General features: G+C 40.1%; 12 protein-coding genes. 5 read left to right on the top strand and 7 right to left on the bottom strand.

The features are described from left to right. Position 1: 1 nt before the first annotated feature. The gene (locus RM545_RS02250) at positions 2 to 1,081 is read left to right on the top strand and encodes a mannose-1-phosphate guanylyltransferase (protein ID WP_311493678.1); all 1,080 of its coding nucleotides are present in this window, start codon (positions 2 to 4) and stop codon (positions 1,079 to 1,081) included. A 3-nt stretch (positions 1,082 to 1,084) separates the two neighbouring features. Continuing rightward, a complete protein-coding gene (locus RM545_RS02245) occupies positions 1,085 to 2,524 on the top strand; it encodes a DUF389 domain-containing protein (protein ID WP_311493677.1) in 1,440 nt (479 codons plus the stop codon). A 1-nt stretch (position 2,525) separates the two neighbouring features. Here RM545_RS02245 and RM545_RS02240 read toward each other — a convergent pair whose 3' ends face one another. Both RM545_RS02240 and RM545_RS02235 read right to left on the bottom strand, forming a co-directional pair. Continuing rightward, on the bottom strand, positions 2,526 to 3,290 hold the full coding sequence (locus RM545_RS02240; protein WP_311493676.1) for an ABC transporter ATP-binding protein: 765 nt from the start codon (positions 3,288 to 3,290) through the stop codon (positions 2,526 to 2,528). A gap of 1 nt (position 3,291) precedes the next feature. After that, positions 3,292 to 4,029: an MlaE family ABC transporter permease gene (locus tag RM545_RS02235; RefSeq protein ID WP_311493675.1), complete on the bottom strand. Its 738-nt coding sequence runs from the start codon at positions 4,027 to 4,029 to the stop codon at positions 3,292 to 3,294. A 111-nt stretch (positions 4,030 to 4,140) separates the two neighbouring features. Between RM545_RS02235 and pafA the strand changes: the two genes are divergently transcribed. Next, positions 4,141 to 5,787, top strand: coding sequence for an alkaline phosphatase PafA (gene pafA / locus RM545_RS02230; RefSeq protein ID WP_311493674.1), 1,647 nt, complete (start codon positions 4,141 to 4,143; stop codon positions 5,785 to 5,787). Here pafA and RM545_RS02225 read toward each other — a convergent pair. Continuing rightward, the gene (locus RM545_RS02225) at positions 5,779 to 6,630 is read right to left on the bottom strand and encodes a glycosyltransferase family 2 protein (RefSeq protein ID WP_311493672.1); all 852 of its coding nucleotides are present in this window, start codon (positions 6,628 to 6,630) and stop codon (positions 5,779 to 5,781) included. The two genes, pafA and RM545_RS02225, sit on opposite strands and share 9 nt — an antisense overlap. 30 nt (positions 6,631 to 6,660) lie before the next feature. Between RM545_RS02225 and RM545_RS02220 the strand changes: the two genes are divergently transcribed. After that, a complete protein-coding gene (locus tag RM545_RS02220) occupies positions 6,661 to 9,315 on the top strand; it encodes a T9SS type B sorting domain-containing protein (protein ID WP_311493670.1) in 2,655 nt (884 codons plus the stop codon). 2 nt (positions 9,316 to 9,317) lie between these two features. Here RM545_RS02220 and RM545_RS02215 read toward each other — a convergent pair whose 3' ends face one another. From RM545_RS02215 to gcvP, 3 genes are all read right to left on the bottom strand, one after another. Beyond that, positions 9,318 to 9,839, bottom strand: a complete 522-nt coding sequence (locus RM545_RS02215) for a class I SAM-dependent methyltransferase (RefSeq protein ID WP_311493668.1) — start codon at positions 9,837 to 9,839, stop codon at positions 9,318 to 9,320. Positions 9,840 to 9,844: 5 nt separating this feature from the next. Then, positions 9,845 to 10,903: a 3-oxoacyl-ACP synthase III family protein gene (locus RM545_RS02210; protein WP_311493728.1), complete on the bottom strand. Its 1,059-nt coding sequence runs from the start codon at positions 10,901 to 10,903 to the stop codon at positions 9,845 to 9,847. Between the two features lie 251 nt (positions 10,904 to 11,154). After that, positions 11,155 to 13,998 (bottom strand): aminomethyl-transferring glycine dehydrogenase, encoded by a 2,844-nt coding sequence (gcvP, locus tag RM545_RS02205; protein WP_311493666.1) that lies wholly within the window; start codon positions 13,996 to 13,998, stop codon positions 11,155 to 11,157. A gap of 127 nt (positions 13,999 to 14,125) precedes the next feature. Between gcvP and RM545_RS02200 the strand changes: the two genes are divergently transcribed. Beyond that, complete coding sequence (locus RM545_RS02200; RefSeq protein WP_311493664.1) at positions 14,126 to 14,950, top strand: UbiA prenyltransferase family protein; 825 nt, start codon at positions 14,126 to 14,128, stop codon at positions 14,948 to 14,950. Between the two features lie 247 nt (positions 14,951 to 15,197). On the opposite strand, the gene RM545_RS02195 is transcribed toward RM545_RS02200, so the two are convergent. Continuing rightward, positions 15,198 to 15,749, bottom strand: a complete 552-nt coding sequence (locus tag RM545_RS02195; RefSeq protein ID WP_311493662.1) for a sigma-70 family RNA polymerase sigma factor — start codon at positions 15,747 to 15,749, stop codon at positions 15,198 to 15,200. Positions 15,750 to 15,792: the final 43 nt, after the last annotated feature.

The following is a 15,792-nucleotide window of genomic DNA, read 5'->3' as shown; positions in this document are numbered from 1 at the left end:
GATGAATAGTAACTATTACGCAATATTGATGGCTGGAGGTGTAGGTTCAAGGTTTTGGCCAGTAAGTACCTTAGCATGCCCTAAACAATTTCAGGATATATTAGGAGCCGGGGAAACACTTATCCAGACAACCTTTGCCCGTCTCGAAAAAATAGTACCATCGGAAAATATTATCATCCTCACCAATGAACGTTATGAGGAAACTGTAAAAAAACAAATTCCCACAATTAAACAGGAACAAATTGTACTGGAACCGGTGATGAGGGACACTGCTCCCAGTATACTGCTCGCGGCTTTAAAAATCCAGGAGAAGAACAAGGACGCCATTATGATGGTGGCACCAAGTGATCACTGGATCCAGGGGCTGGAAAAATTTGTGGATGATGTGAATTTTGCTTTTGAAGCTGTTCATGAAAATGATAAACTTGTTACTCTGGGAATTAAGCCAACTTTTCCAAATACAGGATATGGATACATAAAGTTTCAACAATCTGAAAATGAAAAACTCATTCCTGTAGAGCAATTTACAGAAAAACCTACCTTCAAAAGAGCTGAAAAATTTTTGGAAGAAGGCAATTATGCCTGGAATGCAGGAATTTTTATCTGGAAAACTTCTTCTATAATAGAGAATTTTAAAAAGTATCTGCCAGAGATGCATAATCTCTTTCAAAAAGGAAAAGAATACTGGAATACCGAAGAAGAGCAGGAGTTCATAAATGACAATTATCACCTTGCCAACAAAATATCCATAGACTACGGAATCATTGAAAAGGCTGAAAATGTTTATATGATTCCGGCCGATTTCGGGTGGAATGACCTGGGAACCTGGGGATCGCTGCAGGAGCAACTTCCTCAGGATGCAGACGGGAATACCGCAATTAATGCACGACTGCTTCCGTTTGAATCCGAAGGTAATATCGTTCGAGCATCGGAAAATAAGGTAGTTGTACTGGAAGGTCTTAAAGATTATATCGTTCTGGAGAACGAGCAGGTGCTGCTTATTGTTCCGAAGAAAAATGAACAGGGGATTAAAGAAATACGGCAAATGGCAATTGATAAGTTTGGGGATAAACTTGGATAATAGATGGAAAACAATGAAAATTCTTCGGGTACTTCCGGAGCCGAAAATGGGAATGGGAACAATATTCCTTCTGCAAAGCATATCATAAAACATTCGCGGTCGTTCTTTGGGGAGTTGCTGGATATCCTTAGCGATACAGACAGGGATAGCACCATAGAGACGGTAAAGAAGGATATTTCTTTTAAGGGCCATAACGCCTGGATCCTCATTTTTTCAATATTTGTGGCTTCCATTGGGCTAAATGTGAGCAGTCCTGCAGTGGTAATTGGGGCGATGCTTATTTCTCCATTAATGGGGCCTATTGTAGGAGTTGGTTTATCTGTTGCCATAAACGATATCGATACGTTAAAACGTTCTCTGGTAAATCTGGCCGTTATGGTGGTGCTGAGTGTGCTAACGGCTTACCTTTACTTTCTTATTTCTCCTATAGAGCAGGAGACACCAGAACTCGTCGCACGTACTTATCCAACTATTCTGGATGTTCTTGTCGCAATATTCGGTGGTCTGGCATTAATTGTAGCAAAAACCAAAAAAGGAACCATTGCCAGTGTAATTATGGGGGTGGCTATAGCCACAGCTCTTATGCCGCCACTTTGTACTGTTGGTTACGGCCTCGCAATTGCCAATTGGGAATATGCCGGCGGCGCCTTATATCTTTTCGCCATAAATTCGGTTTTTATAGCACTTTCGACATTTGTGGTCGCAAAGGTCCTGGGCTTTCCATTAGTAAAGTATGCAAATAGCAAACGCCGAAGAAATACTGCCAGGCTTGCTTCTTTGTTAGCAATACTTGTAATGATCCCAAGTATTTTTCTGTTTGTAAACCTTCTTAGAGAGCAGGTATTTGTGACCAGAACAAAAGAGTTTGTGGAAAATCAGATCGATTATCCCGGAGCTGAAGTAGTGAAATTTGCCCAGGATTATAAAACAAAGTTTGTGGATGTTTATTTAATTGGTCGTCCCGTACCTCAATCTCAAATTCAGGATTGGGTTGAGGAGATCAGATCTATGGAGGAATTACAGGAAGTCACCCTAAGAATTCATCAGGGAGCAGATCAGACTTCTGAAATGGCAGCGCGTCTTACTTCTGAAGTTAAATCTGGAATTCTGGAGGATTTGTACGTAAGAAATCAACAAGTAGTGGAAGATAAGGATGCACGTATTCAGCTTCTGGAAAACGAACTGCTAAGATACAGATCTGCCGGGATTCCGTTCCAGGCGATAAGCAGGGAGGCTAAGATTAATTATACCAACCTCGAGCAGCTAAGTTACTCAAATAATATTGTAACAGACTTTACCAAGATGGACACTATTCCGACTTTTAACGTGAAATGGGATAGTTCGATGTCGAGAAGCGCAAAACAACGGGAAATGAATAAGCTAAGAGAATGGTTGCAGGTGAGGTTATCCCTGGATACGCTTGCTGTACAATCTGTAAATTAGTTTAAAGCCCCTGAAGCTGGGCCTGTTTTACTTTTTTAAATAAGTCTGAAGAATATACAAAATCAGTTACGGCCTCATTGTCGGTTTTAAAGATCTGGCTTTTGTCACCTTTCCATGCAAGCACACCATCTTTAAGAAAAGCGATGTTTTCACCGATTTCCAATACAGAATTCATGTCGTGGGTGATCACGACGGTAGTAATATCATATTCGACAGTGAGCTCATGAATAAGATTGTCTATAACAGTGGCTGTTTTAGGATCAAGTCCTGAATTTGGCTCATCACAAAACAAATATTTTGGACGATTTACAATTGCACGGGCAATAGCCACCCTCTTTTGCATCCCACCACTTATTTCTGCAGGGAATTTTTTACCGTTTCCGGTAAGATTTACTCTTTCCAGAACTTCGTTTACCCGGTCAAGATGATCTTTTTTACGTCCTTTTTTAAACATTCTCAAAGGGAACATCACGTTTTCTTCAACCGTCATGGAATCAAATAAAGCACCACCCTGGAAAAGCATTCCTATTTCTTTCCGGAGTTCCCTTTTTTGCTCCGGACTAAAATTGGAGTAAGGTTTTCCGTCGTATTCAATAGTTCCTTTTTCCGGTGTAAACAGACCAAGCATAGACTTTAAGAGCACACTTTTACCAGACCCCGACTGTCCTATAATAAGGTTTGTTGTCCCGGTTTCGAAAACAAAACTTATCCCTTTCAGGACATCCTGTTCAGCAAAACTTTTATGTAGATCCTTTATTTCTATCATCTTAACTTAGTAATAATTGGGTTACAACATAATTGGTAATAATAATTACCACACTGGTCCATACAAACGAAGTGGTACTTGCTTTACCAACTTCCAGTGAACCACCCGTCATATAATAACCGTGATAAGCAGGAACAGTTGCCAAAATCATGGCAAACAGAAATGTTTTAAAGAAAGCATAAAACAATTGAAAGCCAACAAAATCATCCTGCAGTCCGCTTATAAATTCATCCGGTACCACAAAGCCACCCAATACTGCCGACATATAAGCACCTACGATTCCCAGGAACATCGAAATGGCAATAACAAACGGATAGGTAAGCATCGCAATGATCTTGGGGAAAATTAAGTAATTAAGGGAGTTTATTCCCATTACTTCCAGGGCGTCAATCTGCTCTGTAACCCTCATGGATCCTATGCTGGAAGTAATAAAAGATCCAACTTTTCCCGCCATAATAATAGAGATAAATGTAGGAGAAAATTCTAGAATTATGGATTGCCTCGCAGCGTAAGCAATTAATGCTTTTGGAATTAAAGGATTGTTTAGGTTTAAAGCCGTTTGAAGCGCAACTACCCCTCCAATGAAGAACGATAGAAAAGCCACAATTCCCAAAGAACCTATTATAAGTTCATTTATTTCCTTAAAAATTAATTCTTTCAGAACAGAGCGCTTGGTCATTCTTCCAAACACCCCTTTAATCATTAAAAAGTATTCACCAATAGAATGCAGATAACCCATCAAAGAATTTTTGTAAAGCTAAAATACAAAAAAGTAGCACGAAAGTATTTAACGTAGAATTAAAGTTTATGGTCCTGAGTTTATTATTTTTGAGCCATTCAACAAGAAACTATGATTCGAAATTTTTTTTTACTACTGACGACAATATGCACCTTCTCTCTGATTGCTCAGGAGGGCGATAAGGAGAAAACCAGGCTTGTGGTTGGTATAGTGGTAGATCAAATGCGATATGATTACCTCACCCGCTTTGGAGATAGGTATGGTGATGAAGGATTTAAAAGACTGATTAATGAGGGCTATAGCTTTAAAAATAATCATTTTAATTATGTGCCCACCTATACAGCCCCCGGCCATGCTTCGGTTTATACAGGGACAGGTCCTGCAAATCATGGGATCATAGGAAATAACTGGTATAACAAGTTTGAGGATGAACTCGTGTACTGCACGGGGGACGAAACTGTGCGGCCCGTGGGAACAAGTTCTGATGCCGGAGAAATGTCACCGCATAGAATGAAAGTGACCACCGTTGCAGATCAAAATCGCTTGCACACCCAGATGCGGGGAAAAACTATAGGAGTTTCTATAAAAGACCGCGGTTCAATATTACCTGCCGGCCATACTGCTAATGCAGCCTACTGGTTTCATGGCAAAGACGAAGGTAAGTTTATTACCAGTTCGTTTTATATGGAGGAGCTGCCGCAATGGGTGAAGGATTTTAACAATTCCAATGTTGCGGAATCGTATTTTAAAACCTGGAATACACTCTGTCCTATAGAAAGTTATACTGCAAGCGGAGTGGATATTAATAATTTTGAATATGGTTTTAAAGGTAAAGAAAACGCATCTTTTCCTTACGACCTTGCTGCTTTAAGAAGTAGCAACAACGAATTTGATCTTATTGCGAATACTCCGTTTGGAAATGATTTAACTCTCGATTTTGCCCTGGCTGCAATAAAAGCTGAAGAATTGGGACAGGATGAAGATACAGATTTTCTTACTCTAAGCTTTTCCAGTACAGATAAAGTGGGGCATAACTTTGGGGTAAATTCCAAGGAAATTGAAGATACCTATCTCAGGTTGGATAAGAATATAGCCACTTTGCTTCAGTATCTGGATGAAAATGTGGGTAAAGGAGCATATACTATTTTCCTTACTTCAGATCATGGTGGCGGTGATGTTTCAGCCTATCTCGAGTCTTTGAAAATTCCTGCAGGATATTTTGATTCCGACGATTTTACTGAAAAGCTAAACGAATTCGTAGTTAAAGAATTTGGGGAAGCTAATCTCATATCCAAAATTTATAATGACCAGGTGTTTTTTAATTATCAGGCACTGTACGATGCTGAAATTAATGCCGATGAACTTGAAGAAAAAATTACCCACTACATCCTTCAGCAGGAACAGATAGATAAGGTTTATACCCGATCACAGCTGGAAGACGGAAGTTATACAGATGGAATGGCAGCTGCTATCCAGGAGGGTTTTAACCAGAAGCGCAGTGGCGATGTCATTTATGTTTTAAACCCGGCGGTTGTTTCCTATTCTCCGCAAGGTTCGATGCATGGGAGTGGTTTTACTTACGATACCCACACCCCGCTTATTTTCTTCGGAAATGGTATTGACCACGGAAGTACAACAGAGCGTTCAGAAATTGTGGATATAGCGCCTACAATATCAGCATTACTGGGAATTGCATTTCCTAATGCAGCAACCGGTAAGCCATTGTATCAAATGTTGGATAGGGAATCATCAGAATAATTTTTTCCGGATATTTTTCCATCGGAAATTTCTAATAAAGCGGCCTTCTTCTTCGGAAACAAGAAAAGGTTGCTTTTCTTTTTCAGCTTTAACGTAGCCGGCAAGATACTCCTGAAGAATTTTTGGGTCCCTAAAGTTAATACTCATCTTCAAGGCGCTGAGGAAAGCCAGTCTAAAGCCGTATCTCATCTTATAAAGCGCTTCCCCCTGAAGTTTCTTTGCCTTTGGGTTATACGATTTTCCCGTTGGTCGCAGGTGCTTCACCTTTAGCGAAGGAACGGTCATTGTTCGATAATTGTAATATTTAGCCAGTAACTCATCTACCGTGTCCCAGCCAATAGAAGCTTTTAGTCCGCCTATTTTTTTAAAACATTCTGCAGAATAGAGTTTTACCGGTCCGCGAATATGCTCTTTATCTGAAATTTTTTCATGCACCCATTCTCCGTTTTGACTTTCAACATATACATTTCCGGCACACATTCCAAGATTAGGGTATTTGAGAAAATAATTCTTTATTTCTTCAAAGTAGTTTGGTGGAAGTAATACATCTGCATCAAATTTTCCTAAAAGATCATAATTTCGGGCACTAAATGAAAGTCCGAAGTAAAAATTATTAATTACTTTTGATCCCGGCATGTGCAGAGACTGAGAGTCATTTTTATAAACCTTTATCCAATCGTATTTTCTGCTAAATTCTTGAGCAATTAAAAATGTGCTGTCAGAGGAGTTATCATCGGCAACGATTAATTCATCCGGCACCGTCGTCTGGCTTACAAAAGAGGAAAGACAATCTGAAAGGTGTTCTTCTTCATTATATGCCGGAATAATAATGCTGAGTTTCATGCAGGGAATTGCTTCAATTTTCAACCAAATATGAAGAAAAACATCCAATTCTTTATAGGCTTCTGCTTTCTTTTTGTCAATTCAGTTGTTAGCCAGCAGTATGAGGTGGGATGCTATACCAAAATTGACAATTCTTCACAGAATTTTTCGGGTGCACTTAGTTCGGGGGATCAGTTTGGATATTCCGTAGATAATATCGGAGATCTTAATAATGATGGGATCGAAGATATTATAGTGGGAGCATTTACAGATGATGATGGCGGTGCAAACAAGGGAGCGGTTTATGTTCTTTTTTTAAATGAAGATGATACAGTAAATAATTTTCAGAAAATAAGCGATACACAGGGAGGCTTCAACGGAAACTTAGACAATAATGACGTCTTTGGTGCTTCTGTAGCATATCTGGGAGACCTTAATGGTGATGGCAAGCCTGAAGTTGCCGTTGGTGCTGAATATGATGGTGATGGAGGTTACTGGCATGGTGCCGTATATATTCTGAGCCTGAATACAGATGGTACGGTGGCTGCTCATGCGAAAATAAGCGACTTTGAAGGTGGTTTTTCAGGAATATTTGACGGGGAAGTTGTATTTGGAACAGATGTGGAAAATATCGGAGATTTTAATGGTGATGGTATTCAGGATATTGTGGTTGGCGCCCGTAGAGATCCGGATGGAGGATTAGAAACAGGTGCAATTTGGCTGCTTTTTCTAAATGATGATTTCACGGTAAAAGATTATAAGAAAATAAGTGAAACCCGGGGTGGATTTACTGGCAATCTTCAGTCGGGTGACTACTTTGGTGGGTCAGTTGCTTCTCTGGGGGATTTGGACGGCGATGGCGTGGTAGATCTGGCTGTGGGAACATACAGGGATGACGATGGAGGATCAGATTACGGCGCTTTTTATGTGCTGTTTTTAAACTCTGACGGATCTGTAAAAAACAGTCAGAAAATTTCGGCCACTACCGGTGGTGGTAACTTTTCCCTGAATTCTAATGCTATTTTTGCGAAGTCCATTGATACTTTATCGGATATTGACGGCGACGGATTAATAGAAATTCTTGTAGGATGTGCAAGATGTAATAATCCGGTAACCGGGCAGCAGACAGGTGCTTTTTTTATTGTAGAGTTGAATAGTGACGGGACGGTGAGTGAAAATTATCAGTATGCAGAGAATGTTGGCGGATTTGCCGGAGATCTTGTTTCCGGTGATTCTTTTGGGATTTCTGTCGCTTTTATTTCTAATTCTGATCCGTTAAAAGTAGTGGCAGGAGCTTTTAAAGACGAAGAAGGGGCTGTATGGATTATGAATTTTTCTGAAAATCTTTCTGATGTACAAATCGAAAGCAGCGCTTCTGAATGTAATAGTGAGAATGCTGAGTTAGTATTTTCTAACCTTGGTGCTAATTCCGAATATGATATTCATTATTCGCATAATGGTTCTTCTCAATCTACAGGTCTGCTTTCCAGTGATGCTAACGGCGAATTAAGAGTTTCCGGCCTGCCGGAAGGGGAGTATTCAGATTTCTCTATTACTAAAGGCCCGTGTACTTTTAATTATGACGACATTTTTACTTTGGAAAGTAGCGAAAGCCTGGATGTGCAATTCGAAACCGTTGCAACTTTAGGGTGTAGCGGGGAAGATGGGAGTCTCATTATTTCTGGTTTAAATCCTAATGCTCCTTATGAAATTAACTATACCTTTGATGAAACTACCCAGACTACCGGTTTTGTAAATAGTAACTCTGGCGGGGAAATAACTGTAGATTCTCTTGCTGCAGGAATCTATTCGGAATTTCAAATTATCAGCAGTGGTTGTACGTATAATTATACGGAAGAACTTCAGATTCAGACACCTCTGTCGGTAGAACCTGTAATCCAAACAAACAACCCCGGTTCCTGTTCTTCACAGGATGGTTCTATTTCTATTGCAGGACTGGATCCCACAGTTTCTTATTCAGTTTTATACGAATATGATTCAGAATTATTTGTACTCGAGGAAATTATTCCTGATGCTTCCGGTACGCTAATCATAGAGGATTTGGGAGTAGGGGTCTATACCAACTTCGAATTACTATACGATGACTGTAGTATTACTTTTAATGAAGATTTCACTTTAAATGCTGCGGAAATCTCTGTTGAAATTGAGGGGCTGATTCCTCCCGAATGTGAAACCGCCAATGGCAGTATTATCCTGAAAGGTGTGAATCTCAGTGCAGCCTATTCCGCTGAATTCAACTTAAATGGTGCAAATTTTCAGGTCGGTCCATTTTCTTCAGATGAAGAGGGGCAGCTTGTAATTAGTGATCTTGAACCGGGAGCATATTCAGATATTATAATTTTTGATAATGACTGTTCTTATCCTGTAGCGGATTTTATTCTGAATTGTAACACGCCTGAAGAGGAGGTATGCTATACTTTTCCTCTTTTCTTTACACCAAATAACGATGGAATAAACGATAATTGGAAAATTGAAGTTCCTAATGCGACCTGTAATCCAAATTTTGAGTGCTTTATCTTTGACAGGTATGGAAAATTACTGAAAATTCTTCGCGGGCCGGGCGAAACCTGGGATGGTATTTTTAACAACAGGCCAATGCCTTCAGACGATTACTGGATAAAAATTGAGTTTCCGGAGAATTTAGATGAAGAGGTAAAAAAGGCAAATATCAGCCTAATTCGATAAAATTACCGTCGTTCTGCATAAACAGCATAGTAACGCGGAGTAAACTTTCGTAATAACGGTCGCACTCCAATCTTTTTAACGGGATTAGTCCATTTTTTGGTGTTTTTTATCTCCCATCCGGCCTTTTCCAGCAGCCAGTCGAACTGCCAGTCCTCAAATTCATGGAAATGACGGTCCCATTTATCGGTTTTACTTCTGTAGGCACTGGAAAACCACAATTTCAACGGAATAGTAGCTACAAGTTTCTCTGCCTGTACATCTTTCAGAACATTATATGGGGCGACAAGATGTTCAAAGATCTCAAAAGCGGTCACAACATCAAAATTGCCATTTTGGACCGCAGATGTGTCGACATCCAAATCTTCCCCGCTGGTGTTTTGAACGGTATAATCATGCTCCTGCATAATTTTTACAAATGGATTTTCTACTCCCAGGTCGAGTACTTTGGCCGGAGCCGGTACATTTTCTTGTAGAAAATTGAGTGTTTCGCGATACCTTTTATGCGGAAAATTGTTTTCGTACATTCCTGTTAGTATTCGTAGACGATCGCGTTAATGTTCATTCCTGCACCAACACTGGCAAAAATCACAACATCTCCTTTTTCCAGTTTCTGGTCTTTCATTTCTCCTTTTACTACAAGGTCAAAAAGAGTTGGGACGGTGGCTACGCTACTGTTTCCGAGCTCCTGGATAGTCATGGGAGTTACATTTTCCGGCGCTTTTTTGCCATACAATTTGTAAAATCGTTCTATAATGGCATCATCCATCTTTGCATTTGCCTGATGAATAAAGATCTTCTTAAGATCATCTATGGACTTGCCACTGTTTTCAAGACAGGATTTCATTGCATTTGGGACATGCTTTAAAGCAAATTCGTAGATTTTACGGCCATTCATTTTTATATACCGCTCGTCTTCAGGGGATTCTGCTTTATTTGATTTTCCGAAGTAGATATAATTTGCTTCTTCATAAGAATGTGTTGCACTGCTATGGCAAAGGATTCCACCTGTATCTTCTGTAGCTTCCACCACCACTGCTCCCGCACCATCAGAAAAAATCATCGCATCCCTGTCGTGTTTATCTACGACACGTGATAAAGCTTCGGCTCCAATAACAAGGCATTTTTTGGCCATTCCGCAGCGAATAAAAGCTTGTGCCTGGATCATCCCTTCAATCCAGCCGGGACAACCAAAAAGAACATCATAGCCCACGCAAGACGGATTCTTTATTTGCAATTCATACTTTACGCGGGTAGCCATACTGGGTACCGTATCGCTCTGCATACTCTGGAATTTAACATCGCCGTAGTTGTGGGCAACTATGATATAATCTAAAGTTTCAGGATCTGTTCCGGAAGCCTTTATCGCCTTTTGTGCTGCGATAATTGCCATTTGCGAAGTAGTAAGGTCTTCATCGAGATAGCGTCTCTCCTTAATTCCTGTAATGGCTTTAAATTTTTCTATTGTGGTCTCATTATCCTGGGGAAAAGTAGAACCGTCTATATTATAAAATTTATGTTGATGAAAATCGGCATTTTTCGTGATCACATTTGGGATATAACTTCCCGTACCGGTAATTTTAATGTTCATCATGCAATATTCTGATTATTGGCTTCTAATTTAACGAAATATTAGGAATTGTCCCCGTCGCTCGGCGAATAATTACGATGTCTGAAAGACATTTCTTTTATAGAAATTAAAGAGGCTGCTTTAAAATGGCAGTTTTCGTCTAACTGTTTTTGAAGCAGCCTCATTTGATTCCTCAATTTTAATGGCTCGAAATTCTGAAATTTATTACCCAAAGAGTAATTTTCTCCGCAGAAATTCTCTGCTTTTATTGCTTAAGCATATTCTTCAGTAGGAGGGCAGGTACACATCAGGTTACGATCCCCAAAAGCTTCATCTACACGTCTCACACTTGGCCAGAATTTATTTTCAGCAATATAATTTAATGGATATGCAGCTTTTTCCCTGCTGTAAGGAAAACTCCATTCATCTGAAGTTAGCATCTGCAATGTATGCGGCGCATTTTTCAGAACATTATTATCTTCTTCAGCTGAAGTTTCACTAATCTCTTTTCTAATCGAAATAAGGGCATTACAAAACCTGTCTAATTCTGCTTTGCTTTCACTTTCTGTAGGCTCTATCATTACGGTTCCCGCTACCGGGAAAGATACAGTGGGAGCGTGGAAGCCGTAATCTATAAGCCGCTTCGCAATGTCGCTCACCTCAATTCCGTTTGCTTTAAAAGGCCTGCAGTCCACGATCATTTCATGCGCAGCGCGTCCTCTTTCTCCGGAATATAAAGTTTTGTAATGTTCACTTAAACGTTCTTTCACATAATTGGCATTCAGGATAGCGTGTTCTGTAGCTTTCTGAAGTCCCTTGCTGCCCAGCATTTTTACGTACCCGTAGGAAATAAGGCATACAAGCGCAGATCCCCATGGCGCAGAAGAAATAGCACCAATAGCATTTTCTCCGCCGGTTTTAATCACAGGATTTCCTGGTAAAAAGGGTGCCAGTTGTTTTGCTACACATATTGGTCCTACTCCAGGGCCGCCACCGCCATGTGGGATAGCAAATGTTTTATGTAGGTTGAGATGGCAAACATCGGCACCAATTGCACCTGGATTTGTCAATCCAACCTGGGCATTCATATTTGCGCCGTCCATATAAACCTGTCCGCCGTTGTTGTGGATAATCTGGGTAATTTCCTTAATGGCAGATTCAAATACTCCGTGAGTGGAAGGATAAGTCACCATCAACGCAGCCAGGTTATCCTTGTGTTTTATCGCTTTTTCCCGAAGGTCGTCCACATCAATATTACCATTTTCACTGGCTTTTGTCACTACCACCTTCATTCCGGCCAATACTGCAGAAGCTGGATTTGTTCCGTGAGCAGAGGACGGGATAAGACAGATATTGCGATGTTCTTCTCCAATCGATTTCTGATAAGCCCGAATCACCATTAACCCGGCATATTCCCCTTGGGCACCTGAGTTTGGCTGAAGTGAGGTCGCCGAAAAACCGGTAATTTCGGTTAACTGATCTTCCAGTCGTTTAAGGACAATCTGGTAACCTTCTGCCTGTTCCACGGGAACGAACGGATGAATATTCCCCCATTGCGGATTACTTAACGGAAGCATTTCTGAAGCGGCATTGAGCTTCATCGTGCAGGATCCCAGAGAGATCATGGAATGGGTAAGGGATAAATCTTTTCGTTCCAGTTTTTTGATGTAGCGCATCAACTCTGTTTCCGAGCGGTAAGAATTAAAAACATCATGAGTTAGAAACTCTTTTTTCCTGCTTAATTCTGTTGGAATAGCTTCGTTTTTCAAAAGTGTTTCAATCGAATCACATTCTTTGTCGGCTACTTCAGCGAAAACGGCATTTATCGCGTTAAGATCTTCCAGCGTGGTGGTTTCATTTATAGAAATAGAAACCGTTTCTGAATCTGGGTAATAGAAATTAATTTCATTTTCTTCAGCTATAGTTTTTACTGCTGTAGCATTAGCTTTAAGCCTTATCGTATCGAAGTAAGAAGTATTTAGCTGCTCAAATCCTAATCTTGCAAGTTGAGTAGCAAGATTTGTTGCAGAATAATGTACGGTGTCAGCAATATACTTGAGTCCATCAGGACCGTGATATACGGCATACATCCCCGCCATAACTGCAAGTAAAACCTGCGCAGTACATATATTGGAAGTGGCTTTGTCCCTCTTAATATGTTGTTCCCTGGTTTGCAGGGCCATTCTAAGGGCGTGGTTGCCATCCAGATCTTTGGTTACACCAATAATTCTTCCGGGTAAATTTCTCTTATATTCTTCTTTTGTGGCGAAATATGCAGCATGTGGCCCGCCATAGCCAAGCGGAATCCCAAAACGCTGAGTGGTTCCCACCACAACATCTACTCCCAGTTCTCCCGGAGCCTGTAATTTCACAAGGCTTAAAATATCTGCAGCAACAGCTATTTTAATTTCAGCTTCTTTACATTGAGACACAAATTCTGTGTAGTTGTGAACCTGTCCGTATTTTCCCGGATATTGAAGCAGCACTCCAAAAAACTCCGAAGAAAATTTAAATTCCTGATGATTTCCTATAACCAAATCGATCCCTAAGAAATCTGCCCTGGTGCTTAAAAGGGAAATAGTTTGAGGTAAAGTTTCTTCAGAAACAAAAAATTTATTTACATCATCTTTTTTTTGCTTTCTGTCGCGAACAGCATGCAGTAAAGCCATCGCTTCTGCCGCTGCTGTAGATTCGTCCAGAAGTGAGGCATTAGCAATCTCCATTCCGGTTAAATCGCTTACCATAGTCTGGAAATTAAGCAGCGCTTCAAGTCTTCCCTGTGCGATTTCTGCCTGGTAAGGGGTATAGGCAGTGTACCACCCCGGATTCTCCAGAACGTTTCGCTGAATCACAGCGGGTAATATTGCCTGGTGGTATCCTAAACCAATATACGTTTTGAAAATTTTATTTTTGGCAGCCAGTTTCCCGATATGCTCGGCATATTGATTCTCACTTAAGGCAGCCGGTAAGTTTAAAGGAGATTTTAGCCGAATGTCGTCCGGAATAGTTTCGTAAATTAACTGCTCCAGAGAGTCAACTCCAATAGTGTCCAACATTTCTTTTAGTTCGCTTTCCCTGGGGCCAATGTGGCGCAGTGCAAAAGAATCTGTTCTCATAAATATCGTTGTGGTTTTGTGCCGCGAAAATACGGATTTTAAATCTAAAAATTTATCATTTGAGGCTTTACAGATGTTAAGATTTAAGTCCTGCTGCCGGTGCATTTATTATGCTTAATTTTGACTAATGGGTTTTTTCAAAAATTCTATAGATCTCTATATAAACAGCAGCATTCATGTAGCTTTGGCGGTCGTTTCCCTTAGCACAGTTACCATGCTGGAGTATAATATCTCACCAGATTATGACCTGCTTCTCTTTATTTTCTTCGGAACAGTTACGGGATACAACTTTGTGAAATATGCGGGTATTGCTAAACTGAAGCATTTAAGCCTCACGAGAAATCTTAGGATTATCCAGGTATTTTCGCTGTTTTGCTTTTTAGCGGGAGCTTACTTTTTTTTAATTCAGGACGTTAAAGTAATAGCAGTAGCCATTGTTCTGGGTCTTTTTACGCTATTTTACGCAGTGCCTTTCTTAGGAGAGAAGCGAAATTTAAGAAGCCTTAGCGGAATAAAAGTTTTTGTAATTGCTATTTCCTGGGCCGGTGCAAGCGTTCTGCTTCCAATAGTAAATTCTATGGACGTATTAACAGCAGATATTCTTATAGAATTCCTGCAGCGTTTCCTGCTAATGGTAGTTTTAATGCTGCCTTTCGAGATTCGGGATGTAAAGTACGACGCAGCAGCGCTTTCCACACTTCCGCAGCAAATGGGGGTAGAAAAATCCAAAGTTTTGGGTTACGCGGTTTTAATACTAATTCTTTTACTGGAACTTTTACAGGGAAACGTGGTTACGATTAATTTCCTTTCACTGGTTTTGATATTGATAATAACGGGAGTTTTTCTTCTGAAATCGGAAATAGAACAGCATCCTTATTTTTCCTCATTTTGGGTAGAGAGTGTGCCGATCTTCTGGTTGGTGATTTTGCTGCTTCTCAGGAATTTTGTTTAGCAAGTTCTTCTCTAATTCTTTCTTTCCAAACTTTCTTGTCCACTTTGCTGCAGGTCTTTATGTCAGACTTTTTAATAAGTTTTGTGAGATGGGAATTGCGGTGGGTATATTCTTTACAACGTTGGCAAATCGCAATGTGCATTAGCAGTTTTAACTTGTTAATTCTGCTAAGCTCCCTGTACTGGGCTTTATCACAACAGTTTTCTGCTTTTGAGCAGTCAATAAGGAAGAAATTTTTAAACATAATCTAAAACCAGTTTTTTTCAAGACATGCGGCAAGAGATACTCTCGCCCTGTGTATGATTACCCACAGGTTAGACGGCGTGATATTAAACTCATTACAAATAACTTCTGTATCTGCACCATCAATTGTTTTCATTTTAAAGATTGCTGCCTGTTTTTCGTTTATTTGATCAAGACATTCCAGGATAGCCATTCCCAATTCGGTATTCTCCATTTCATCTTCGGCATTGCGGTCAGAATAATCTGCAACCTGCTCCTCCAGCCATTCTCCATCGCTAAAATCGTCAGAATAATTAATATGTACTTCAGCTTTTCCCTTTCTGGAATTTATTCTGCGGTAATGGTCAATTATTTTTCGCTTCAATATTGAAATTAACCAGGTGCGTTCACTTGCTTCCCCTTTAAAATTTTTCATCGACTTTAATCCGGCCAGGAAAGTTTCAGAAATAAGATCATTAGCTATCTCCCGGTCGTTCACCCGAACAATCGTATAGTTAAATAGATAGTCTGAATATTTGTCCACCCACTTTGTAGGGTCGAGGCTGTGAGCTGGCATAAGAAATTTTCTTACTCAAAAATATAAAAAGAAATATTCAAAT

The organism is Autumnicola lenta (assembly GCF_031846515.1).
GTDB classification, from domain to species: domain Bacteria; phylum Bacteroidota; class Bacteroidia; order Flavobacteriales; family Flavobacteriaceae; genus Autumnicola; species Autumnicola lenta.
The sequence above is the reverse complement of the archived record's forward strand: the minus strand, read 5'-3'. Positions and strand labels throughout refer to the sequence as shown.